Annotated in this window: 21 protein-coding genes and 1 pseudogene; 1 reads left to right on the top strand and 21 read right to left on the bottom strand. The window is 51.0% G+C overall.

Translation table 11 applies throughout. The features are described from left to right. Positions 1 to 57: 57 nt before the first annotated feature. From ACMHKJ_RS17235 to ACMHKJ_RS17170, 14 genes are read right to left on the bottom strand one after another with little or no spacing between them, the layout of a single operon-like run. Positions 58 to 3,264, bottom strand: a complete 3,207-nt coding sequence (locus ACMHKJ_RS17235; protein ID WP_413495851.1) for an ImcF-related family protein — start codon at positions 3,262 to 3,264, stop codon at positions 58 to 60. 14 nt (positions 3,265 to 3,278) lie between these two features. Then, positions 3,279 to 3,992, bottom strand: coding sequence for a type IVB secretion system protein IcmH/DotU (gene icmH, locus ACMHKJ_RS17230; protein WP_413495849.1), 714 nt, complete (start codon positions 3,990 to 3,992; stop codon positions 3,279 to 3,281). Between the two features lie 6 nt (positions 3,993 to 3,998). Then, the gene (gene tssK / locus ACMHKJ_RS17225; protein ID WP_413495847.1) at positions 3,999 to 5,300 is read right to left on the bottom strand and encodes a type VI secretion system baseplate subunit TssK; all 1,302 of its coding nucleotides are present in this window, start codon (positions 5,298 to 5,300) and stop codon (positions 3,999 to 4,001) included. Then, the gene (gene tssJ, locus ACMHKJ_RS17220) at positions 5,293 to 5,775 is read right to left on the bottom strand and encodes a type VI secretion system lipoprotein TssJ (protein WP_413495845.1); all 483 of its coding nucleotides are present in this window, start codon (positions 5,773 to 5,775) and stop codon (positions 5,293 to 5,295) included. The genes tssK and tssJ overlap by 8 nt, the downstream gene beginning before the upstream one ends. Next, positions 5,772 to 6,686, bottom strand: a complete 915-nt coding sequence (locus ACMHKJ_RS17215; RefSeq protein WP_413495843.1) for an FHA domain-containing protein — start codon at positions 6,684 to 6,686, stop codon at positions 5,772 to 5,774. Before ACMHKJ_RS17215 ends, tssJ begins: the two co-directional genes overlap by 4 nt. A gap of 16 nt (positions 6,687 to 6,702) precedes the next feature. Then, entirely contained in the window at positions 6,703 to 8,964 is a 2,262-nt protein-coding gene (locus ACMHKJ_RS17210; RefSeq protein WP_413495841.1) for an AAA family ATPase, read from the bottom strand. 12 nt (positions 8,965 to 8,976) lie between these two features. Continuing rightward, the gene (locus ACMHKJ_RS17205) at positions 8,977 to 9,642 is read right to left on the bottom strand and encodes a type VI secretion system baseplate subunit TssG (RefSeq protein WP_413495839.1); all 666 of its coding nucleotides are present in this window, start codon (positions 9,640 to 9,642) and stop codon (positions 8,977 to 8,979) included. Beyond that, a complete protein-coding gene (locus ACMHKJ_RS17200; protein ID WP_413495836.1) occupies positions 9,639 to 11,387 on the bottom strand; it encodes a type VI secretion system baseplate subunit TssF in 1,749 nt (582 codons plus the stop codon). The genes ACMHKJ_RS17205 and ACMHKJ_RS17200 overlap by 4 nt, the downstream gene beginning before the upstream one ends. Continuing rightward, the gene (locus ACMHKJ_RS17195) at positions 11,380 to 11,805 is read right to left on the bottom strand and encodes a hypothetical protein (RefSeq protein WP_413495835.1); all 426 of its coding nucleotides are present in this window, start codon (positions 11,803 to 11,805) and stop codon (positions 11,380 to 11,382) included. The genes ACMHKJ_RS17200 and ACMHKJ_RS17195 overlap by 8 nt, the downstream gene beginning before the upstream one ends. Continuing rightward, on the bottom strand, positions 11,802 to 13,130 hold the full coding sequence (locus ACMHKJ_RS17190; protein ID WP_413495834.1) for a type VI secretion system contractile sheath domain-containing protein: 1,329 nt from the start codon (positions 13,128 to 13,130) through the stop codon (positions 11,802 to 11,804). Before ACMHKJ_RS17190 ends, ACMHKJ_RS17195 begins: the two co-directional genes overlap by 4 nt. A 50-nt stretch (positions 13,131 to 13,180) precedes the next feature. Then, positions 13,181 to 14,662, bottom strand: a complete 1,482-nt coding sequence (gene tssC / locus ACMHKJ_RS17185; RefSeq protein ID WP_413495832.1) for a type VI secretion system contractile sheath large subunit — start codon at positions 14,660 to 14,662, stop codon at positions 13,181 to 13,183. Further along, a complete protein-coding gene (tssB, locus tag ACMHKJ_RS17180; protein WP_413495830.1) occupies positions 14,655 to 15,164 on the bottom strand; it encodes a type VI secretion system contractile sheath small subunit in 510 nt (169 codons plus the stop codon). The genes tssC and tssB overlap by 8 nt, the downstream gene beginning before the upstream one ends. A gap of 57 nt (positions 15,165 to 15,221) precedes the next feature. After that, positions 15,222 to 15,740 (bottom strand): Hcp family type VI secretion system effector, encoded by a 519-nt coding sequence (locus tag ACMHKJ_RS17175; RefSeq protein WP_413495828.1) that lies wholly within the window; start codon positions 15,738 to 15,740, stop codon positions 15,222 to 15,224. A gap of 24 nt (positions 15,741 to 15,764) precedes the next feature. Continuing rightward, entirely contained in the window at positions 15,765 to 16,973 is a 1,209-nt protein-coding gene (locus ACMHKJ_RS17170; protein WP_413495826.1) for a hypothetical protein, read from the bottom strand. A gap of 389 nt (positions 16,974 to 17,362) precedes the next feature. On the opposite strand from ACMHKJ_RS17170, the gene ACMHKJ_RS17165 reads away from it, so the two are divergent. After that, positions 17,363 to 17,749 carry a YkgJ family cysteine cluster protein gene (locus tag ACMHKJ_RS17165; protein WP_413495824.1) on the top strand — a complete coding sequence of 129 codons (387 nt, stop codon included), beginning with the start codon at positions 17,363 to 17,365 and terminating at the stop codon, positions 17,747 to 17,749. Between the two features lie 110 nt (positions 17,750 to 17,859). Here ACMHKJ_RS17165 and ACMHKJ_RS17160 read toward each other — a convergent pair whose 3' ends face one another. The 7 genes and pseudogenes from ACMHKJ_RS17160 to ACMHKJ_RS17130 form a co-directional block, all read right to left on the bottom strand. After that, positions 17,860 to 18,858 carry an SEL1-like repeat protein gene (locus ACMHKJ_RS17160; RefSeq protein WP_413495823.1) on the bottom strand — a complete coding sequence of 333 codons (999 nt, stop codon included), beginning with the start codon at positions 18,856 to 18,858 and terminating at the stop codon, positions 17,860 to 17,862. Positions 18,859 to 18,863: 5 nt separating this feature from the next. Further along, on the bottom strand, positions 18,864 to 19,865 hold the full coding sequence (locus ACMHKJ_RS17155; protein ID WP_413495821.1) for an SEL1-like repeat protein: 1,002 nt from the start codon (positions 19,863 to 19,865) through the stop codon (positions 18,864 to 18,866). A 5-nt stretch (positions 19,866 to 19,870) separates the two neighbouring features. Further along, positions 19,871 to 20,869 (bottom strand): SEL1-like repeat protein, encoded by a 999-nt coding sequence (locus ACMHKJ_RS17150; protein WP_413495819.1) that lies wholly within the window; start codon positions 20,867 to 20,869, stop codon positions 19,871 to 19,873. Between the two features lie 5 nt (positions 20,870 to 20,874). After that, positions 20,875 to 21,429 (bottom strand): SEL1-like repeat protein, encoded by a 555-nt coding sequence (locus ACMHKJ_RS17145; RefSeq protein ID WP_413495817.1) that lies wholly within the window; start codon positions 21,427 to 21,429, stop codon positions 20,875 to 20,877. After that, on the bottom strand, positions 21,430 to 21,876 hold the full coding sequence (locus ACMHKJ_RS17140) for an SEL1-like repeat protein (protein WP_413495815.1): 447 nt from the start codon (positions 21,874 to 21,876) through the stop codon (positions 21,430 to 21,432). Positions 21,877 to 21,881: 5 nt separating this feature from the next. Further along, complete coding sequence (locus ACMHKJ_RS17135) at positions 21,882 to 22,760, bottom strand: SEL1-like repeat protein (protein WP_413495813.1); 879 nt, start codon at positions 22,758 to 22,760, stop codon at positions 21,882 to 21,884. A gap of 87 nt (positions 22,761 to 22,847) precedes the next feature. Then, a pseudogene (locus ACMHKJ_RS17130) lies at positions 22,848 to 23,145 on the bottom strand (phospholipase D-like domain-containing protein); the annotation flags it as partial.

Raw genomic sequence — 23,145 nt, 5'->3', positions numbered from 1 at the left:
TTATTTCAGCCTGACAGAGAGGTCAGTGTGTCACGGAACCACAGCGCAATTCCTGCATCAGTTATCGATAATTTGTAGATTTTCAGCGAAATTGCCTTCTGTATCCCCGACGTTTAATAATGATACCGGCAACCGGTATTCACTGAATAATGCAGACAGTAACGAAAACGGTTTGCCGTTTATCCGGTAACTGAAACGAAATTCATATCCGTTATCTGATACCGACATTTCCGGCACCATTGCCGGACCGCGGGCCTGTGCTGACATCAGCCAGCGCAACAATCCCCATTCACCGGGTACAGAAGCCGAAAATACCGTGTTTCCCCGGCGGACATAATCTGTCGTCAGTTGTGCGGCATCCGGTGCAGATGGCCAGTGAAAAACCTGCCGGACAAGCGGTCCCTGCTGATAAAACAGGGCGTCATTTCCCTGAGTAAGCCGGAACCCTGAAAGCGAGGGTGTCAACGAAACCGGGCTGATGTCTACCCGCATATTCAGTGCTGATTGCCCGTCCGCATAAAAAAGCTGACGCAACTGCTCTGTTTGTGTTGAGAGCCGGGCAAGTACCGGGATACGTGTGCCGGACGGCAGGGATTGCAGAAATGTCGCCATTACACCATCAGAGGCTAAAAAGGCATGTAAATCTGTCAGTTCAACTGACTGTGCATTACCTGATGTAAACGGATAATATGGCGCGAGACGGTCGCGCCAGAACGGATACACCCGCTGCTGCCACTGACTGTCAAGCCAGCGCTCAGCCATTACCGCCTGTAAGTGTGATGATTGCTGCCGCCACTGCTCAAGCCAGCCGGATAATTCGCCGGGCACACCTGTCAGCGGTGCTGCTGCCGGTTCAGTGGTTCCGGTCATCAGTTGCTGATAAAATCCGTATTGCGGATCCGGCGCGCTCAGTCCCTGCTGCCACTGCATCCGTAATACACCGGCGGCCTGCTGCCACGCCACCAGAACAGGTGAGGGATCGCCTGCCGGGGTGAGTAATGAATGATATCCGGCGAATGCCTGTGTGATAGCAGCTCCTTCAGGTTCATCCGTAGTTTTACGTTTTGCAAAAACCGCCTGCCAGCGCCCCACTTTTCTCAGCTTGCGGCTGATTTTACTCAGTCCCAGTTGTGCGGCAGTCTGCTGTCCGGCTTTTAAATCCGGCAGGGCGGCTTCCTTCTTCTGTATCATAAACAGAGTATTGCGGGTTATACCGCGGATCACGGCAAGAACAGGGTCGCGATAGTTCTGACCGGGAAGCAGCAACTGCGCCAGCAGTGTCTCCGGCGTGGCGGCTTTTTTCAGTGACAGTTCAGATAAAAATTGCTGCCAGAAATGAATGTATTCCTCATCATATAACCGGTTAATCTGAGCGATCACCATTTCCGGTTTAATATCTGAATTACCTGACCATGGCTCAGAGAGTGCAGAAAAATCCGCCTGAAAATCCTCATTATCCCATTGTGCCTGCCATTTTTGATAACCGGCTTTTGTCATACTGAACGGGATCTGTGCAAAGCGGTTTCCCGGCTGAAACAGAGGGAATAAATCTGCAGAAAATACCGTAGTGAGAGAGACTGACGGGGGAGTCTGCTGCTGATTAAACCGGTCACGCAATGCGTGATACAGCACCTGTGCCTGGTCCGCCGCCATCAGTTGCTGCATTGCGTCCGCCACAAGAGCGCCATTATATAACTGCTTCTCACTGAGGCTGAGCGGCTGAACCGGATAATCACTCAGCAGTGCGGTGATATCATCACTGCCGCTGATATCACTGACGGCTGAACCGATATGATCGTCGGTAAAAAGTTGCTGATAATCACGGATAACCGACAATAACTGCGGGGAAAACTCTGCCTGTGCCGTTTTCAGACGCCGCTCCCACTGTGCGGCAAGACGCGGAAATACGATGTTGCGGATCTGCTGCTGCCAGCGGCGGTATACCGGCAGTTCCTGCGACGGAAACCACCAGCGGGCGGGGTATTCCTGACGAAGGCCGGCCATCAGCGGTTGCAGACTGTGCAGGCGGTGAACCCGGTCACTGTCCTGCTGCGCCATCAGACCGGAGAGAAGATCCCGGCGAAGTATTGTTGTATCACGCTGCTGCTGCCACTGAGTCCACTGCATAAAACCCGCCGCCGCCAGCCCGGACAGACAAAGACTGACCACCAGGCTATACGCCAGCAGATAACGCCGCTCCTGTCCGGTGCGGATAACCTCATCCCTGCCGTGAATAATCCGTTCAAACAGTGGCGTGGCAATCTGCTGATGTGAAGACTCCCCCGCACACAGCATTGCCGACGACAGAACCAGCCGGGTTCCCGCCGGGCGATGATGACGTAGCGCACCTGCATAGTGCTCCCACAAATACAGATGTTCCTGTAATTGTGCGGGAAAATTCAGGATCACGGCATTTTCCTGTGTCTGACCCACCACCAGTTCCCCGGTCTGTTTTTGCTGTAATTCACTGATAATATCAATAACAAATTGCGTAAACGGGGCATCCGGCAGCACCTGTCGTTCACGGCAAAAATCTGTACTATGGCAAAATTGTGCCTGTAGCGGGTTGGCAAACCGGCGGCGCAGCGCCGGTACACTGCTTAATCCGCAGATGACAAGATGCAGAGGCGGGCGGCACTGTAAGTGTGAGGCAAAGATCATTAACGACCGGTGATGCGCCAGCCCCTGTTGCACCGCCTGCTCTGCACTGAGTGCGGCAACAGACATTGCGTCATGCAGTACGATAAACCCGTTCAGTGGCTGACGCGGACGCAGGCGCAGTAACTGCCGGACGCTTTCCTGCCCGTAGTCACCGGCAAGCCGGGTAAATGTGCTGACCCAGATCACGGTTTTTCCCGCCTGCCAGCAGAGAAGTTCGTCGTTATCCGCCACCCGTGTAAAACCATGCTGCTTCAGGCATGCCTGCGCCCGGTGTAAATCCTCACACACCAGCCAGTAAGCCCGCACCCGGTAGGGATCACGGTGCGGCGCGCCTCCGCTGCGGCGTAACTGCCGGATAAGCCTGCGCCAGTGCATTTTGTATTCACGATGCTGTTGCAGACGTTGTAGCTGTTGCTCGTCTGTTACGCGGCGAAAGGCGGTTTTTATCAGGATATAAGCTGCAAAACTCACACTCAGCAGCGTAATCAGCACAGGCAATAATATGCTGCCGCCCTGTGTCAAGCGGTAATACCAGGCCATTATATTCAGCCCGCCCAGTATCAGTATTACGGTGATAAAACCTGCCACAGCCCGGATTTTCATCAGTCTATTCCTTATCAGAGCAATGTGGTCAGCGCAGCGCTGAGTTGCTGCAATGTATGCTGGTAATACACATCTGCGGCTATCCGCAGGGCAATACAGACCAGCAACGCACCGGATATAATCAGAGTGAGCGGGAACAGACGCGCAGGTCGGTTCCGGCGCACCTGTACAGTTTCCCGCACCTTTCCCGGTACCTTATTTTCCGTCACCAGGCAATGTCGCAACCGGACATAACAGGCGGCCAGCGCATCAGGCTGCGTGCGGTATTTACCTTTGAAACCAAGGGATAACACACAGAACTGAAGCTCAAGAAAATCATGGAGCGGACCGGGGTTATGCACTGCAAGTTGCAGATAACGGAAAAAAACTTCCCCGCCCCGGCGATTCTGAAATACCGTCCCGGTCAGTGTGTGTTCATGCCAGGCGGATTCCGCCCCCCACGGCGTGACCAGCACCGCTTCATCCAGCGCCGCGCACCAGACAAACGCACTTTTTCCGGTTAACGAGGGATGCACCTGATGCGCCGCGCAAATCCGGTAAAACCGGCTCAGTGCCTGCAACATCTGCCGGCGGAAAATGGAAATATCAGGAGGAATTTGTCCCTGCGCCAGCCTGATCAGCGCCTGAAATAACGGCGCCCCGGCGGTTAACAGGATATTGTGTCCGGCAGGCTGCTGTTTATCACTCTTCACGGCAGCGTCTGCCGGTATTGCGGAAAATGTGTCCATTTCCTGTTACCTCCCGGTAATCAGATAAGCATTCAGCGTAAAATTACGCAGCTGACCATCAATATGCAGCGCCAGCACGGTGTCCTGCTGTACCAACCGCGCCCACAGAGGGCTGCGTTTATCCGGCTCAAAGCAGACTGCCTGCGGTCGTCTGTGTATCCCGTCCGGCGGTACCGCCAGCGCAAGCAGAGGTATCCCGGTCAGCCCGTTATTCACACAGGCGGCTATCTGACTGTTTCCCGCCAGTTTTAACAAACGGGCGATCAGTGCTGTATCGGCCTGCGTGCGGGTATCATCTTCATATTCAAGAATGATGCGGCTATGATCTGACAGCGCATCTGCGGGAAGCGAAACACGTAATAACCTGCGGGATGCCAGCAGTTGCGTATCCCATGTCAGTGTCTGCACCTGCGTGCCGCCCTGCGGAGAGAGCTGTTGTTTCAGTGCCCCGATGCAGGGTGAAAAAAGCGGGAAATGGTCATCGTTACGCCATGGTTGCGCCTGCGGAGGCCAGCTGAATGTCAGCGCGCACAGCACCGATTGTAACTGAAGACAAAAACGGTAGAATTCCCGGGGCGTCATACTGTCGCCCTGAGTTCCTGCCTGTAGTTGCGAATACAGCGGCATCAGCTGGCGGAAGGTTATTTCCCGGGTGCCGTCTGTCTGGTATCCGGCCTGTTTACGCAGATGTGCCAGGGTATAATGCAGGCTTTGCAGTTTTTGCTGTAACAACACGCGTATATCATCCATCTGACGGTGTAACCAGGGGTTATCCTGCACAAACAGAGTAGCAGCACAGAAATCCGGCTCCGGTGATACGCGTGCGCTGCCGTCAGTGCAATGCAGACGTGCAACCGCCAGCGCGGTTTCATCATCACGCCGCTGTGAGTCACTTTTCAGTTGCAGATTAAGAGCTGCGACACTCATCATCACCGGCGGCTGTGTTTGCGGGGTGCAGCAATCCGTCACACTGAGAGGACGGGCAACAAAGCGATCGGCCGCAGATGTCAGCGGCAATGTCAGCCGGAAGGTAATATCGCCGTTCAGCCCGTTAAGATCGGCCGTCAGCGGCGCATTCAGCATAAACGGTGTGCCGTCCGGCATAATACCCCGCGCCTGTAACAGCGTCAGTTTACCCGCACTCAGCAACGACTCGTCCGTTTCCATCCGGGAGAAACCGTGTGCCCCGCCGCTTATCAGCATCAGGCTGTCCCGCTGACAGCGGCTGTGCCAGCGGCTCTCCTGCTGAAAATGGGCAGGCTGTAAAAACAGTCCTTCCTGCCACCAGACGCCGGCATCATCATTCATCAGCATCAGCTCCGGCTGTCATACTCATCGTCAGTCCGTCCAGATACAGCGACATCAGCATGACCGGCAGCGGCAGCACCGCTGCCACTATTTTGTTCTTTGCCTCACCGGCTTTTGCAAAGCCTGCCAGTACCCCGATGTGCGTCGTTCCCGCCTGTAACGGCAACAACAGCGTTTCTTCACTGGCAGGATAAACCGGTCCGGTGGTGCGTTTTGCCAGCAACTGCTCTTTCAGCAGTGACTGGTCGTGCTGCCAGAGCGCCATAAAGGATTCGCGGTTAAAAATCTCATCACTGTTAAGCTGATAAATCCGCAGAACTACCGGCGCAGGTTGGTTATCCGCATTCGGATTACTATTTTCCTGTGTGCGGACAACCACCCTCAGCACACCACTTTCCGGTAATGTCAGACTCCGGCAGGCAGTAAGCCCCGTCAGTACAGAGAAAAACAGGATAATACTGATAACCCGGCTCATACTGACTCAATAATCTGTGTACAAAATTCGCTGCGAAAATAATCAATAAGCTTATTTTGCAATTGATTATTGGCTGTCTGCCGGCTGAAAAATTGCTGGTAGGCCTGCCAGTAATCTATTTTTTTCGCCAGTTTCTGATCACGGTACAGTGCCGTCATGTGCAAGGGCGATATATCGTGGATCACTTTATCTGCGGCACAGCTCAGTGCCCGGCTGATTTCCGGCAGCAGTATCCTGATAAGTGCCAGTTTTTCACGGCTGAGCTGCTCCGGCGAAAGTGTCTCTGTATCCGGCAGCTCAACGGGCACATTATCAGGAAAAAACGCCGGTGCCGGTTCACTGACAAAAGAAACGGGTATCACATCCGGTTCAGACTCAGGTTCCGGTTCAGGCGCCGGACGGGAATAGGGTCTGGCGACGGCGGAAAAACGGTAGCGGATCTCATGAGGCTCCGGTTTTTTAGGTGGTTCCGTACTGAGAAACGGATCGTCTGCAAAATGTGCCGCGTTATCTTCCCCGGAAAATAATCCGCGCAGAGCCGCTTCATCATCGGCATTCTCCGCCGGCAAGACTTGTGGCGTGTTCAGCGCCATGAAACAGGACACCAGCAACCGGAAAGAACCGATCGCCAGCATATCCCCGTCCTGTAATGCATAATGCAGCCCGCAGCCCAGCGCCTGAGGATGATTATTAATGAAAATGCCGTCACGGCTGTTGTCTGTCAGGACATAGCCCGTTTCCGTACAGCGCAGCGTGGCATGAGTATCATCAATATGTGCATGTGGATCATCCAGAACAATATCGGCTTGCGCATCCCGGCCGATGGTGCCGTCTTTACCATCAAAATAGTATTGTGACGGACGGTTTCCCTGATCATCCGGTGAGCTGATTATCCGAATCGTTAATGACATGGTTGTGATCCTGCACTTAATCAATAAAGACATCAGGCTCATTATCAATAACAGATAATGAAACCCGGGTAATGGCAGTCTCCTGCCGGTGTTTGTTAATACAGGCTTCGGCAATCAGAGGCAGAAGTTTACCTGCCAGCCCCTGTTCAATGGCTCTTGCGCCGGTTTCTTCTGAATAAGGCAGCGATAACAGATAGGTTATTAATTCATCCGTATAACTGAATTCACATTGATACGTTTCACGAATACGTTTGCCGATTTTGTCCAGAGACAGCCGGGCAATGGCAATCATTTCATCGTCATTCAGGGGATAATACGGAATGATGGTGGTACGCCCGAGAAACGCCGGTCTGAAATGGTGCAGCAGGACCGGGAAAATCGCCGGCACCAGTTCATTCACTCCCGGACGCCCGTCACGACAGTGTGCGACAATGTCACTGTCGGCGGCATTGGTGGTCATAATGATGACCGTGTTACGGAAATCGATTTCGCGACCTTCACTGTCTGCGATCCGGCCTTTATCAAAAATCTGATAAAACACATCATGAATAGCAGGATGTGCTTTTTCCATTTCATCGAGCAGCAAAATACTGTACGGATTGCGCCGCACGGCCTCCGTCAGTACCCCGCCTTTGCCGTAGCCTGTATAGCCCGCCGGTGCGCCGAGCAGCATTGAGACTTTATGCGGCTCTTTAAATTCGGTCATATTGAGTGTCACCACCCGGCGCTCATCGCCGCAGAGCACTTCACTCATTGCCAGCGCCGTTTCGGTTTTCCCGACGCCACTCGGCCCGCACATCAGAAAAACGCCCTGCGGACGCGCCGGGTTATTCAGCCCGGTACGCGCAATGCGGATAGCCTGCGCAATAGCGGCAACAGGTGCCGTCTGACCAATCACCCTTTCTGCCACGCGGCTTTCCAGCTCTGTCAGCATGGTGATTTCATCCCCCGCCAGATGTCCGGCGGGTATCCCCGTCCACATTTCAATAACCGCCGCAATATGGGTTTCATCCACGGCATCAGCAGCATCCGCCGGTGTGACTGAGTGCGATACCGCAAGACCCGCGCAGGCAGTATCCAGCAGGCTGATCGCTTTGTCCGGCAATTGCCGCTCCGGCAGATAACGGACAGATAACCGCACCGCCGCCGCCAGTGCCGCGTCGGTTACCGGCAAACCATGATGTTGTTCCAGCACGGGGCGTAGCGCACTGAGAATACTCAGTGTTACGGACTCATCCGGTTCAGCGACTTTTACCGGCTGAAAACGGCGGGTCAGTGCGGGATCAGGTTCAATAAATTGTTTATATTCCGACCAGGTTGTCGCAGCAATTGCCCTGAATTCACCGCGCGCCAGTGCCGGTTTCAGGATATTAGCGGCATCTCCCTGCCCGGCACTGCCGCCTGCGCCGACCAGGGTATGCGCTTCATCGATAAAAATAATTTTTGGTGTGCTCCCGGCACGGATCTCTGCCAGTACGTTTTTCAGGCGTTGCTCAAACTCCCCTTTTATCGCCGCACCTGCCTGCAATGCAGTCAAATCCAGCTCCCATACTTCGCAGCCGCGTAAACGCGCCGGAACCTGTCCGTCACATATTTTCTGCGCCAGACCTTCTGCAATAGCTGTTTTTCCGACACCGGCCTCCCCGACCAGGATCGGGCTGTTCTGGCGGCGGCGGCAGAGAATATCCAACATCTGCCGTATCTCACTGTCACGCCCGATAACCGGGTCCAATTTTCCTGCCCGCGCCAGTGCGGTCAGATCGCGGGCATAGGTTTCCAGCAGTGTTCCCGGGGCTGACATACTGATCGCGGGGGCAACATCCGCCTCCGGCAGCGTTTTCAGCTGCGCCGCCAGCCAGGCCGGATCAACCGCCTGCGCCCACACCGTTACCGCCGCCGGTATTCCCGGGCACGCGGCGGGCTGGCGCAACACCTGTAAAATATGCAAATCGCTGATACATTGCCCACATTGATTCAGCGAGGTATGCAGCCAAAGGGTTTTCATCAGCTCAATCAGTGCCGGAGCAAAAACCGGCGAAGTATTTGCCTCCTGCATCAATGCCGCCAGCGCATCATTCAGACCATTTTGTAGCACCGGTGACCCGGACTGTGCCGCACACCAGTGCAGATCACGCCGTTTCGCTATCACTAAAAACCAGTGAAGCGGCGTGATGGCACTGTGATGACGGCGCACACATTCCTGTGCCGCCTCTTCCAGCGTGGTAATGAGTTCAGGGGATAACCGTTTGATTAAATGGTTTAAATCGATAGCCAGCATAACTATTCCTTGTCAGAGACAGATATTCCGTCCCAATAATGATGATGTAACCGCCAGTTGCGTACGGATGATCAGTACCGCTGCCGGGCGGATAGTCACCCGCCACTGAACCGGACGGCGGAGAAAGGTGCGGATAAATTGCCCGCATAACCGGTGCCGGCTCCCGTCGGGCTGCCATCCGTCATACACCCGCAGATTATCTGCATATACCGTCACAACCAGGTGTGCCGCGCGAAGCAAACAATGGCGGCCCAGCATTGCTCCGCCGCCGAGAAGCCGTTCTGTTCCTGCGCGCGGGGTGTACGGCACGCGGACAGGCGGCGCATAGTGAAAGTCTGTCCGCTGTGCAAAATAAGCCGATGCCAGCTTGCTGAGCGCGCGCAGCCGGACATTGCCGCTCAGGGCCATCCCAATTCCCGGGTAACAAACGCTGTCTTTGGGCATCAGTCCCTGTAACAGCAGGGTCAGGGGTAATGTCCCCGGGGTAGAAACAGACGTAACCAACTGTTTTTTATCAATGTTATTTTGTAATGTGTCGCAGCATTTATCAAAAATACGGAAAAAATCCTGTGGCGCACTTTGCTGATGCACCTGCGCGTATTCCGCCACCTTCCCGGTAATACAGCGGGGCAATACACCATCAGAGCCGAGCAGCCCCGGGTTATTACGCCGTTTCATTCGTGCATCTCAGCGGATAGTCTCAGCGGACAGTGATGTGCCTCACGCACATTTTCCTGCCAGCGCAGTGTCAGCTGTATAAATTCATCATCATCACTCAGCACAATAAAAACCGCTTCCAGCAGTGCGGCAAAAAATGCCGTTCCCGCAACCGGGGCGCTTTGTGAAAGAGTGACGGTAATATGCTGTCCGGTGAGGGTCAGCGGGGTGTTCTGATAAAAACGGACAGTAACCCCGGTCGAGGAGGTGACATCGTCAATTGCCGCTATCAGGCGGGAAAGCACCGGCGCAGATTGTCTGTCATACAGAGTGAGTAACGCTTTTAGTGGTGCCGCGCCATGCGGGCTGCGGATAAGATCAGACAGCCGCGTATGCCGGTGATGTAAAAAGAGCCTGTCCGGGTCCGGCTGCGATGTCAGCGGGGTAAGTAATGGTCGCTGCATTACCGTCGCGCGATACACCAGCGGCTCTGCCCGCAGGGAATTTACCGCCGGCGTTACTGCGCAACGGGTGGCTGCCACGCCCTGAGTCACCCTTGTGTTGAGTACCCAAAGTCCGGATGCCTCTGTTTCACCACCGGTCTGTGGCTCAGACCGGATAGCGTTAAGATGGGTTACCGCACCATCATCTGCACACACCGCCTGCCAGTACCAGCGGGAGGAAATTCCGGCGGTTTCATGATACAACTGCGCGACCGTAACAGCCGGCAGCGTGCTGATATCCGTCACCTCTTCCACAGAATGCAGAATGAAATCCGCGTGTGTGTCTGTACAAATCCGGTGCGGATTGCTCTCCCGGGTAATGCGCAGCGGCTCAGTCTGATGGGGAAAGCAGTTTGTCAGTACCGTACTGAACAGTGTGACCGCGCTGTCCTGACCAAATACTTCCGGGTCCGGCGGCAGCTCACGGAACAGAAATTCCAGACTGAATGTCCGTTCGCGGCAGTGAGTAAGGGCATCACCAAGTTGCAGCATCACCCCGGTGTGGCGCTCAGGGCGCCATAACGCATGATACAGCAGCGCACTGACCGTATCACCGGTCTCTGCGCTGTGGCTCAGGGGCAGACGCTGACAAATATGCCCCGGTAAAAAAAGGACGGTTTCCCCGGCGACCAGGCGTATCCCCGCACACAGGCGGTGAACAGTGTCATCTGCCTGCCACGGTGTTTCACCTTCTCCGGTAAAATTCAGTGTCAGTGAAGAGAGCGGCAGCTCCGCCGGTGTCACGCCGGGTGCGGTCACTGACAGTGTCAGGAGAAGCGAACAGGACGCACTGTACATGTGCCCGTTTTCCCTGTACGCCGTGTCCCGCGCAATAAATTGCTGTGCCGTCAGTGCCAGCGGCAGAAGTGTCAGCGGAGCCTGTGTCCGCCAGTACAGCGTTTCCCCTGTGTGGCTCTGTGTACTGAACGGTGTATCCGCCGGGAGTTCTGTTGCCTGCATCGCTTCCGGCTGCGGCGTGAATATCACCGGCATCAGTGCCGGAACCGGGCGTAAATAATCAGGAAATTCCATGCGGATCAGCGTTTCCGTCAGCGCCGGCGCAATACGATCCAGCCGTTGCGCGGTTCGCCCGTTGAGAAATGCCACGCCGTCAATCAGCGCGCGCAATTGCGGATCTGTGATTTCCCGGTATCCGATCCCCAGTAATTGCGCCTGATGCGGGTGCTGCCGGGTAAATTCAGCCAGCCCTTCCTGTAACAAACGCCGTTGTTGTTCAAAATAGTGCAGTGTCGTGTTACGCATGACTGTTCCCGCTGCTTATCATCTGTCCTGTATTAAAGTCCAGGCACGCCTGCAGACTCAGTTCTCCGCCACCAAGCGCGTCAATCAGCCGTGCCACTATCTCAAAACTGACCTGATGCTGCTGATACGCCTGCAATCCGGCACAAACCGTTACCTGTTGCAAACGGGGTTCATAAAGCCGGATAAGCGCTTCAATTTCCTGAGTAATCGCAGTGAGATGAAACTTTCCCTGCGAACGCAGCAGGTGACTCAGCCCGAACGTGGTTATTCCTCCTGCCCGCGCCACCGGCTTATCACCCGGCCAGACCGGCGCGCGGGCATTGATAATCTGATACAGGTGCGCCACAACGGAGCGGTAAGGATCACTGAGGTACGGCAAATCATCTGCGTCATGACACAGGCGCTCAAGCAGACTCACGACAGCACCTCATTTTGCGGACGCGTAAACCAGAGCGCGATATCCACTTTTGCTTCGCTGATATCATACTGATACTGCGGTTGCAGACAGATACGGCACCGGTAGCGGGTCGGATCTGCGGCATCAGCACTCATTTCAACACCGGCCTGACGCAGCGGATAATCTGCCATAATGGCTTCCTCCCCGTAATCCACATCACTGACATACTGTTTCAGCCAGCGTTCGACTGACTGCTGACACGCCGCCAGGGTTTCAAAACTGCCGACTTTGTCACGGATTTGCGCTTTGATCGCATGCGCAAACCGGCAGGCCATCAGGTTGGTCTGTAACATAGTCAGTTGCCGCCAGTGAGGTGCGGGCGGCTGCCAGACACTGTGATGACTGAAAAAACCGTACTGCCCGCTGAGATAAAGGGAAGTACAGGCGGTCAGCCCCTGCTCTCCCCAGAAGCTATCCTGCTCACAGGCGAGATCGGTTTCGGTGATGATAACCGGCGGAGTACAACTGTCCCCGCCGGTCAGCGGGGCAATAATCGCGCCCTGAGTGGCATTGTCGTCATAGCTGCGCAAAAAACCAAACCAGCTTATCCGCTCAAATTCACGGATAACATTCATGACCAGCAGCCAGGCTGCGTTGCCCCATAGTTCTCCGCCTGCCGGGTTATCCGGCTGATAAACAAATCCGCAGCGCGGTGCGGTATGCGGATAGCGCACTAAAAAGCGGGGTAATGTCAGATATAAAAACCGCGCACTTTCGTGACAACGTAACTTCTCCCACAAGCGGTAGTCATCGCTGCTGAGTATCCTGGCAATCCGTTCCCGGTCAGCGGTGAACCAATGCAGGTCATCGCCGGTAAATTCCGGATCGGTTCCCATGATAACCGGACAGAGTGAGACTTCCCCCAGCTCCGCAAGACGGGTGGCGGTATACAGTTCGTCATACTCATCGCAGCCGGTAAAAACCAGCGGGTGATCCACCAGCAAAAGGCCAAAAGGCGTGCCACCCGCCGTGTTCAGCTCCCGCTGATACAACAGGCGGTACAAAAGGGTATGACGGATCTCAAAGGCGGTATTCAAATCCCGGGCCAGCGGTGCCCATGCTAAATCAAGCAGGCGGATAATCACCCGTCCGGATCGGCTGATCAGGGCAGTCAGATGCTGAAGGCTGCGCCAGCGGGCTTCCAGTGCACAAAATTGCGGATGATTCAGTACCTGCTGTAACTGCGTGCTGCACCGCCGGTCAATCAGATGGATCCACTGCCCGATAAGGGCGCAAAGCCGGTTGTGCTCCTGTTGCTCTGTACCCGTCTGATACTCCGCCATCATCCATATTCCTTTTACTGAATATTCCTTTCCTGAATATTTTTTTTACTAAATCAGCCGCCCGGAATATCTGCCACCATCCGTAAAGACGCACTCAGTGCTTCCATCTGTAACCACGGGCGGACCCACGCAACGGCGGCATACATGCCCGGGCGTCCGGGTAAATCACTCACGGTGACTTTGGCTTCCGCCAGCGGATGGGTTGCTTTGGCTTCATTGCCGATAGCATTCGGATTCACATATTGATGTATCCAGCGGTTCAGGGCTTTTTCCACATCCGCCGCCGAGAGATTTGAGCCGATGCGGTCACGTCCTATCACTTTGAGATACTGCGCGATACGGCTGCTCGCCATCACATAAGGCAGGCGGGCAGAAATTGCCGCGTTAGCAGTGGCGGCGGGGTCGGTATAACTTTTAGGTTTATGAACCGTCTGCGCACCCATAAAAACACCGTAATTAGCATTTTTATAATGAACCAGCGGCAGAAAACCCAGGTCACTCAGCTCTTTTTCCCGCTCATCCGTCAGATTGACCTGTGACGGGCACATCTGCACCGTGTCGCGTGCATCATTGCGATAAATAAAATTCGGCAGATTTTCCACTTTACCGCCATTTTCCGCACCACGGACAGCCGTACACCAGCCGAAACGGCGATACGAATCGGTCAGCAACAGCCCGTAAGCATACGCCGCGTTACTCCAGACAAACTGATCCTGTGATGACACCCGTACCGAGCCATCTTCACGCACAGGAAGCTCTTCAAAACTGAAACCGCTGACTGGCGTACCGTTCGCACCATAAGGTGTGCGCGCCAGGGTTTTCGGTAGTGTCAGTGCCACATAGCGGGATTCATCAGATGCGCGGAATGCATTCCAGGCCGCATACGCCGGTGCATCAAAACCGGCGGCAACCGGTTTGCCGTCCGCAAACTGTGTAAATGCCGGAAAATCAAACATAGTGTGACCGGCGGCGGCAACAAACGGCGCATGAGACGCACAGGCCACTTCGCCCATATAGCGCAGCAAAGCGACATCTTCTTCACCGTAGCCAAATTCAAAATCCCCGAGCAGTGTGCCGTAAGGCTGTCCTCCGGCAGTGCCGAATTCTGCCTGATACACCTGATTAAAAAATGGGCTGCGATCAATCGCCGGGGCATTTTCAAACTGTTGCAGCAGCTCTGTCTTGGTAAAATCAGCGAGACGGATTTTTAAATCTGCGCCGAGATCGCTGTTTTTCACTAATTTCTGCAAACCCAGCCAACTGCCTTCCAGCCGTCTGAAGTCCGGTGACATCATCACCTTTGATAGCTGCGCCGAAATTTTATTGTCGATCGCGGCAATCGCATTGCGCAGCGTGAGTGTCAGGTTTTTATCCCAACTCACCGTGCCTTCCATCGCCTGGCGTATCAGTGCCGTCATCAGTTCCCGTGCGGTATCCGGCGGGGTCTGGACGGTAGCCTGCAACGCGCGATCCAGAAAACTCAGCTCAGAAACAGTTTCCTCCCCGGCTGTCTGCGCCTGTAGTAACTCACTCATTGCCACTCTCCGTCACTGCCAGTTCTGACGAGAGCAATTCAAGTGCCTGCGTATTTTGTAATATCTCTTTGAGCAATTGCTCCAGATCACGGGAGCGGTCAGCTTTGCTGAGTAATGTTTTCAGTTGGTTACGGGTATCAACCAGGGATTTAAGCGGTGCTATCTGACCTACCAGATTTTCCGGATGAAAATCCGCCATTGACTGAAAACGCAGTTCTACCGGAAATTCACTACCATCGTCACACAAGGTGTTATCGACATTGAATGTCAGCTCCGGGCTAATCTGTGCCATCACATCATTAAAATTGTCTTTATCAATACCGGTAAACTCGCGGTCTTCCGGTGCGCATTTTTTATCTGCGGATTTATGACCGGAGAAATCCCCCACGACCCCCACCACAAAAGGCAATTCCCGGTTTTCTGATTCACCATTTGTTTCAACGTCATAGGTAATACTGACGCGGTTTTTGTTGACCCGTTTATGCTGCGCGTTAAGTGCCATATCACTCTCCCTTACGCGGTGGATAAAACGGGAAACCCGCAGGCTTCCCGCTCAGGTTTACTTCGCGCCGGACAATAATTTGCCCTGAGGCAGGTTGTAGGTCACGATACCGCCCTCTTTCAGCTCACCGCCTTCCAGTTCGTAGGCATGTTTCTGAGAAATTTCCACATAAGAAAAGGTGATCATTTCATGAGGCTGCGCACCGTCATAACCACTGACGTTGTAACCGATCAGCCGCGCATGAGAGAGTTTTATCTGGAAATACACTTTCGCACCTGAACCATCTGCTTCCGGTTTAGTGAACGCGATTTCCACTGTTTTGCCCTCTTTACCCGGGTTAAACAGGAATGAAAGCAGATCTTCTGATGCGCCATCAATCTGCTTCGCCACACTCACCGGCTGAATGGCAACCATTCCGGAATCGGCGTTATTGCCGTTACCGATATCCATTGCCACATTGCGTGAGCCGCCCCAGTTGTAGGAGTCCACTGCAAACCAGCCGGCTCCGTCCAGCCCGATAACCGTAGCGCCACCTTTAACATCTACACCATCAATCCGCATATAAATACTGGCCATAACTATCCTTATTATGTGTTGTAATTACCAGCGAAGCGCCGTATTACGGGCATCCGCCGATGAGTCCGGGTTTTCATCCACAGCCTTATCCCCTGCTGAACCCGGCTCATTACCAAGCTCAGGCAGTGTGGCCATTTGTATTTCATTTAGTCCGGTCAGCGAAAAAATCCTGTCCAGCAATGAACTGTTATCTTCCAGTAAAATTTCCTGCCAGAGTTCAGATAACGACATCTGACCCCAGCGGATAGATTTTTCCAGCAGATAGGAGAGCGGGCTGTGCGGCTCGCTCCGCCTGAAATAGAGCGAGATGTCACGTAACTGATGCAACGCCACATCCCGGTTATAGTGATTACGCTGACTTAGCGATTGTAAATCCGGAATATCCGGATGCGGTGCAGCCTGCGCCGGACGGGATTTTTTTGCGACAGTCTCCGGCTCTTTATCACACGGCAGCAGGCTTTCTTCCGCCGCTTTCACGGATAAAGGCAGCCCACAGGCGGTCATCACCGCCTGCCGGTAGTCAGTAAGTAAATGAATAAAAAAGCCGGGGAAAACATCAGTCATACTGTTTTGCGCCGCAAAGAACGGCACCAGTGGCTGCAAATGTGCCAGACAGGCAGAAAGCAAATCAATGCGCTGACGTGCCGCCGCGCGGGCATCAGATGTCAGTGTCGGGAAATCCGTTTTTTGGGCACGGCGCTGCTGTTGCAGATAGTGGTAATACGCTATGTCATCTGTGACCGGCAGCAGTAAAACCGCACTGTAAAACAGACAGCTTTCCGTCCCTGATCCCAGAAACAGTGCCAGCTCCTGCAATTTAATCTCTCCGGCACCGGCATCATCACAATGCTCAGGAGGAAGCAATTCCCAGTGCGCGGTTATCTGCTGCGAAAACCAGGACAGGCACAGTTCAAGCGCCTCAAGGGTCGGGTCCAGCAAGATCTGACTGTTGATAAACCAGCCGGTGAGACTTAAATCACGGGCGGTACAGCGTAGTACAGGGAAAAGGGCATCGGCGAGCGCAGCCTGATCACTGAGCATCATCTGCTGATGCAGCGCCCGGTCTTCCGCCTCTGTTTGCTGTAACAGCTTGCGTAATGAGGATTGTGCAATATTAAACAGGTTACGCAGCGGGCGGTACAGACTACTGTCTGCCTTTAAATAGCGCCCCTGTGACTGTGTTTCACTGATTGGCAGCAACAGTGCTTTGCGCTCATCCTGAGACAATTTCATTCGCTTCCCTTCGCCTTCCGCCTGTGTTTTCGGATGCAGAAAGTAAACCATACTTAAACGGGCATCACTGTCAGTCTTACGGGGGATTTTTTAGGTTTACGACGAAGAAGAGAGCAGAACATTGTGGCGGAGAGTTACTTATGATGCGTGTTTATTTTATCTCTTTAAAAGAGAAACAAAGATAACTAATCAGTGTGTAACGCTATTATTATTTATATATCCGATAATTATTCGTATTTTTATCGTAATTTTGTGATCAGATACTATTTATTTTTATTAAAAAAACGCGGCAGAATAAAAATAATGCATTGAGCTAATCGCTTATTCAGGACAACGCTCTGACGGCGGTGTAATTATCACCCGTTTTATTATTAATACGGCGGGTTATCATGAGCAATGTTATCGCGTTCACAAATACAGATACGAATCCCTGTATGCTGTGCGGAGCCTGTTGTGCCTGTTTCCGCGTCTCATTTTATCAGGGTGAAACAGATGTCACCGGCGGTGTGGTGCCGGTGGAAATGACAGAAAAAGTTAATGATTTCATTGCCTGCATGAAGGGAACAAACCAAAAACAGCCACGCTGCATCAAGCTTCAGGGCGAAATCGGGCAGAGTGTCGCGTGCAGTATTTATGCACAGCGTCCGTCAACCTGCCGTGAATTTGACCCGCTCCTGCCCGATGGTGAGCATAATGACGCCTGTGACCGCGCAAGAGCGGCGTATGGTCTGCCCCCGCTGATAACACCCTCTCATCATCATAATCATGCCGCCTGATGACACCGGTTTTGTACTAACGTTTTCGCCGCCGTTCTGTTGGCGATCACCAAACATTCGCCAATATTGAAAGGGTTGTTTCATGTCCATTTCCTGTGACCTAATCCACATTATTGCGGCTCTTTTTTATATTCAAAGCTGCCATCCCATTCAGGTAATTCAGCCGGAGGAAGAGGAACGATTTTATCAATATCAGGGAACGTGGCTGTTTCATCAGAAGCATCCATTTCTTTGACAATGGCTTTATAACGGGCAGAGCGTTCTGGATCGGGTTTAACGGCGAGATAATAGTAATCTTTTGGGGTTGTATTTTGTTTAAACGTATCAATGAGTATTGAAGCTGAGATTCTATGCCCATTTTTCGAAGCCAAATGAAAGTACTCCAATGCCGCGTCAAATCTTTTTTCCACACTCTTATAAAACATTGCTAATGTAAATGCAGCTTCTTTATTGCCTTGTTGAGCTGCACAATCAAGCATTTTTTTACCAATCTCAGGGCGATAAGCAGGGTTATCGCTATCAGATAAACGTTGAGCCAGGAAAATATCACCAATAACATATTGCCCCTCAGGGCTCCCTAAATCAGCCGCCTGGCGAAAATAAGCTAACGCTTTTGTGCGGTCAGCAGCTACGCCGTAGCCGGTATCAAGGTAGTGCCCCATTTGGTAATAACCATAGCTGATATTCAGCTTTGCCATTTTCCGGTTAATATCCCACGCCTCTTGGGCGGGACCTATTCCCGGCAATGGCGGCACTTTACCGTAGCTGATTAAATTACTTAAGTTCAGCATGGCTTTCGGGTGATTACGCTCCACCGCTTTACGGTATAGCTCACCTATTTGGGCGTAATCGCGTTTATATTTATCCACCTTTTCCAGCTCACGGGCTTGCTTGAACCAAATATCCGCTTCAGGGTCTATTGGCGGCAATGTGTCTTTTTCATAGACACAGGTAAAGGTTAAATCGGGTTCTGTTTTTTGCGTTATTGTGACTTCCTTTTTATCCTCGGGGTTGCAGCTGATAAGCAGCAATAACCCCCAAACCAGAACACTGTATTTAGACAGTCGGTGTGTGGTTAATTTAGTACAGGATAAAAAGATCATCATCATATTGATTATTGCCCCTCAGCCTGTTTTTTATATTCAAAGGTGCCATCCCACTCAGGTAATTCAGCGGGAGGAAGGGGAACAATTTTATCAATATCAGGGAACGTGGCGGTTTCATCAGAAGCATCCATTTCCTTGACAATGGCTTTATAACGGGCAGAGCGTTCTGGATCGGGTTTAACGGCGAGATAATAGTAATCTTTTGGTGTTGTATTTGGATCAAATACTTGATTTAGCCTGGATGCTGCGCTGCGTAACCCATTCTTTGTTGCTAATTGATAGTATTTTAACGTGGCTTCAAGATTATTTTCTACGTTAAAAGAGTATGTAGCTAAGCGACGAGCCGCTTCTCCATTACCTTGCAGTGATGCACAATCGAGTATTTTTTTACCGATCTCAGGATGATAAACGGGATTGTCGGCATCGGATAAACGCTGAGAAACGAAGATATTTCCAATTACGTATTGTGCCTCGGGGTTTCCTAAATCTGCTGCCTGGCGAAAGTAAGCTAAGGCTTTTGTGCGGTCTGCATTTACCCCGTAGCCGGTATCAAGATAATGCCCCATTTGGTAATAACCATAACTGATATTCAGTTTTGCCATTTTTTGAATAATATCCCACACTTCTTGGGCAGGACCCTTTCCCGGTAATGGTGGTACTTTTCTGTAACTGATTAAATTACTTAAGTTCAGCATGGCTTTCGGGTGATTACGCTCCGCAGCTTTGCGGTACAGCTCACCTATTTGAGCGTAATCGCGTTTATATTTATCCACCCTTTCCAGCTCACGCGCTTGTTTAAACCAAATATCAGCGTCGGGATCAACCGGTGGCAATGTATCTTTTTCATAGACACAGGTAAAAGTTAAATCTGGTTCTGCTTTTTGCGTTATTGTGACCTCCTTTTTATCCACCGGGTTGCAGCTGATAAGCAGCAATAACCCCCAAACCAGCACACTGTATTTAAACAGACTGTGAGTGAATGACTTGGTGCGGGATAAAAAAGTCATCATATTGATTATTGCCCCTCAGCCTGTTTTTTATATTCAAAGGTGCCATCCCACTCAGGTAATTCAGCGGGAGGAAGGGGAACAATTTTATCAATATCAGGGAAACAAGCGTCAGGGTTATTTCTAATTTCAGAAACTATAGCTTCATAACGGGCGGAACGTTCTATGTCAGGCTTAACTGCAAGGTAGAAGTAATCTTTTTGCGTTGTACTTAGTTTAAAAGTATCAGCTAATGTTGACGCTGACATTTTATTTCCATTTTGTGTTGCTAATTGGTAATGTTTTAGAGCTACCTCTAAATTATCGTCAACATTAACAGAGTACGTCGCTAAACGACGAGCCGCTTTCCCATTACCTTGTTGGGACGCACAACCGAGCATTTTTTTACCGATCTCAGGACGATAAGCAGGATTATCCGTATCGGATAAGCGCTGAGAAATGAAAATTTTTCCAATCACGTATTGGGCTTCAGGGCTCCCTAAATCCGCCGCCTGGCGAAAGTAGGCTAAGGCTTTCGTGCGGTCTGCATTTACCCCGTAGCCGGTATCAAGGTAGTGCCCCATTTGGTAATAACCATAACTAATATTCAGCTTTGCCATTTTCCGGTTAATATCCCACGCCTCTTGCGCGGGACCTATTCCCGGCAATGGCGGCACTTTACCGTAGCTGATTAAGTTACTTAAGTTCAGCATGGCTTTCGGGTGATTACGTTCTGCGGCTTTGCGGTAAAGTTCACCAATTTTGTTATAATCGCGTTTATATTTATCCACCTTTTCCAGCTCACGTGCTTGCTTGAACCAAATATCCGCTTCAGGGTCTATTGGCGGCAATGTGTCTTTTTCATAGATACAGGTAAAGGTTAAATCGGGTTCTGTTTTTTGCGTTATTGTGACTTCCTTTTTATCCTCGGGGTTGCAGCTGATAAGCAGCAATAACCCCCAAACCAGCACACTGTATTTAAACAGACTGTGAGTGAATGACTTGGTGCGGGATAAAAAGGTCATCATATTTATTATTGCCCCTCAACCTGTTTTTTATATTCAAAGCTGCCATCCCACTCAGGTAATTCAGCGGGAGGAAGGGGAACAATTTTATTAATATCAGGGAAACGAGCGTCAGGGTTATTTCTAATTTCAGAAACTATAGCTTCATAACGGGCGGAACGTTCTATGTCAGGCTTAACTGCAAGGTAGAAGTAATCTTTTTGTGTTGTACTTAGTTTAAAAGTATCAGCTAATGTTGACGCTGACATTTTATTTCCATTTTGTGTTGCTAATTGGTAATGTTTTAGAGCTACCTCTAAATTATCGTCAACATTAACAGAGTACGTCGCTAAACGACGAGCCGCTTCCCCATTACCTTGTTGGGACGCACAACCGAGCATTTTTTTACCGATCTCAGGACGATAAGCAGGATTATCCGTATCGGATAAGCGCTGAGAAATGAAAATTTTTCCAATCACGTATTGTGCTTCAGGGCTGCCTAAATCTGCTGCCTGGCGAAAATACGCTAACGCTTTTGTGCGATCAGCAGCTACGCCATAGCCGGTATCGAGGTAGTGCCCCATTTAGTAATAACCATAACTGATATTCAGTTTTGCCATTTTTTGAATAATATCCCACACTTCTTGGGCAGGACCTATTCCCGGCAATGGCAGCACTTTACCGTAGCTGATTAAGTTACTGAGGTTGAGCATGGCTTTCGGGTGATTACGCTCCGCAGCTTTGCGGTACAGTTCACCAATTTTTGCGTAGTCCCGTTTATATTTATCCACCTTTTCCAGCTCACGTGCTTGCTTGAACCAAATATTCTCTTCAGGGTCTATTGGCGGCAATGTGTCTTTTTCATAGACACAGGTAAAGGTTAAATCGGGTTCTGTTTTTTGAGTTATTGTTATTTCTTTTTTATCCACCGGGTTGCAGCTGATAAGCAGCAATAACCCCCAAACCAGCACACTGTATTTAAACAGGCGGTGTGTGATTAATTTAGTACAGGATAAAAAGGTCATCATCATATTGATTATTGCCCCTCAGCCTGTTTTTTATATTCAAAGGTGCCATCCCACTCAGGTAATTCAGCGGGAGGAAGGGGAACAATTTTATCAATATCAGGGAAACGGGCGTCAGGGTTATTTCTAATTTCAGAAACTATAGCTTCATAACGGGTAGATCGCTCTATATCTGGCTTAACTGCAAGATAATAGTAGTCTTTTGAGGTGGTATTTGGAAAAAACGCTTGATTTAGAATTGATGTAGCGCTTCGTGACCCATTCAGCGCTGACAATTGATAATACTCTAGTGCAATCTCAAAATTATTATCAACATTTATTGAATATGTAGCTAGCCTATATGCTGCATCAGCATGTCCTTGTCGGGTTGCACAATTTAGCATGGCTTTACCAATTTCAGGGTGATACACAGGATTTTTCTTATCGGATACACGCTTAGAAATAAAAATATTACCGATTATATACTGAGCCTCAGGGCTCCCTAAATCCGCGGCCTGGCGAAAATATGTCAGAGCTTTGGTACGGTCAGCAGCTACGCCATAGCCGGTATCGAGGTAGTGCCCCATTTGGTAATAACCATAGCTGATATTCAATTTTGCCATTTTTCGGTTAATATCCCACGCCTCTTGCGCGGGACCTATTTCCGGCAATGGCGGTACTTTTCCATAGCTGATTAAGTTACTGAGATTGAGCATGGCTTTCGGGTGATTACGCTCCGCCGCTTTACGGTATAGCTCACCAATTTTGGCATAATCACGTTTATATTTATCCACCTTTTCCAGCTCACGGGCTTGTTTAAACCAAATATCAGCTTCAGGGTCAATGGAGGGCAATGTGTCTTTTTCATAGACACAGGTAAAGGTTAAATCGGGTTCTGTTTTTTGAGTCACAGTGACTTCCTTTTTGTCCGTTGGCTTACAACTTATCAGCAAGATAATACCCAATAATAATGCAATATTTATCCGTATTTTCATGGGTCAATCCGAATTTTTTAGACTAATGGTTTTATCTTCAAAAGGAATTAATGAGCTGACCGGAAATTCGTCATCATCCTTTTTACCCTTATTCTGACGGATGATATCAATCCATGTTTCAAACTCTTTTGTTAAATTCGAAGAAACACTTCCCGTCCGTTTATGCAATCCCCACAGCTTTTCTCTTAATGGCTTCACTATCGGAAAATCATCCGTATCCTGTAATATCACTGCAATCTCACTATCAAATGCCATACTGCGTAAGTTGATATTGGCAGAACCCTGAATTAAAAAGGTATCG

The organism is Morganella psychrotolerans (genome assembly GCF_965118875.1).
Classification (GTDB): Bacteria; Pseudomonadota; Gammaproteobacteria; order Enterobacterales; family Enterobacteriaceae; genus Morganella; species Morganella psychrotolerans_C.
Note: the sequence above shows the minus strand (reverse complement) of the source record. Positions and strands in the feature narration are given on the sequence as shown.

Bases quoted from the DNA above. Each gene is read 5' to 3' on its own strand.
- ACMHKJ_RS17235 (WP_413495851.1), bottom strand. From the start codon at position 3,264: ATGAAAATCCGGGCTGTGGCAGGTTTTATCACCGTAATACTGATACTG.
- icmH (WP_413495849.1), bottom strand. From the start codon at position 3,992: ATGGACACATTTTCCGCAATACCGGCAGACGCTGCCGTGAAGAGTGAT.
- tssK (WP_413495847.1), bottom strand. From the start codon at position 5,300: ATGAATGATGATGCCGGCGTCTGGTGGCAGGAAGGACTGTTTTTACAG.
- tssJ (WP_413495845.1), bottom strand. From the start codon at position 5,775: ATGAGCCGGGTTATCAGTATTATCCTGTTTTTCTCTGTACTGACGGGG.
- ACMHKJ_RS17215 (WP_413495843.1), bottom strand. From the start codon at position 6,686: ATGTCATTAACGATTCGGATAATCAGCTCACCGGATGATCAGGGAAAC.
- ACMHKJ_RS17210 (WP_413495841.1), bottom strand. From the start codon at position 8,964: ATGCTGGCTATCGATTTAAACCATTTAATCAAACGGTTATCCCCTGAA.
- ACMHKJ_RS17205 (WP_413495839.1), bottom strand. From the start codon at position 9,642: ATGAAACGGCGTAATAACCCGGGGCTGCTCGGCTCTGATGGTGTATTG.
- ACMHKJ_RS17200 (WP_413495836.1), bottom strand. From the start codon at position 11,387: ATGCGTAACACGACACTGCACTATTTTGAACAACAACGGCGTTTGTTA.
- ACMHKJ_RS17190 (WP_413495834.1), bottom strand. From the start codon at position 13,130: ATGATGGCGGAGTATCAGACGGGTACAGAGCAACAGGAGCACAACCGG.
- tssC (WP_413495832.1), bottom strand. From the start codon at position 14,662: ATGAGTGAGTTACTACAGGCGCAGACAGCCGGGGAGGAAACTGTTTCT.
- tssB (WP_413495830.1), bottom strand. From the start codon at position 15,164: ATGGCACTTAACGCGCAGCATAAACGGGTCAACAAAAACCGCGTCAGT.
- ACMHKJ_RS17175 (WP_413495828.1), bottom strand. From the start codon at position 15,740: ATGGCCAGTATTTATATGCGGATTGATGGTGTAGATGTTAAAGGTGGC.
- ACMHKJ_RS17170 (WP_413495826.1), bottom strand. From the start codon at position 16,973: ATGAAATTGTCTCAGGATGAGCGCAAAGCACTGTTGCTGCCAATCAGT.
- ACMHKJ_RS17165 (WP_413495824.1), top strand. From the start codon at position 17,363: ATGAGCAATGTTATCGCGTTCACAAATACAGATACGAATCCCTGTATG.
- ACMHKJ_RS17160 (WP_413495823.1), bottom strand. From the start codon at position 18,858: ATGATGATGATCTTTTTATCCTGTACTAAATTAACCACACACCGACTG.
- ACMHKJ_RS17155 (WP_413495821.1), bottom strand. From the start codon at position 19,865: ATGATGACTTTTTTATCCCGCACCAAGTCATTCACTCACAGTCTGTTT.
- ACMHKJ_RS17150 (WP_413495819.1), bottom strand. From the start codon at position 20,869: ATGATGACCTTTTTATCCCGCACCAAGTCATTCACTCACAGTCTGTTT.
- ACMHKJ_RS17145 (WP_413495817.1), bottom strand. From the start codon at position 21,429: ATGGGGCACTACCTCGATACCGGCTATGGCGTAGCTGCTGATCGCACA.
- ACMHKJ_RS17140 (WP_413495815.1), bottom strand. From the start codon at position 21,876: ATGATGATGACCTTTTTATCCTGTACTAAATTAATCACACACCGCCTG.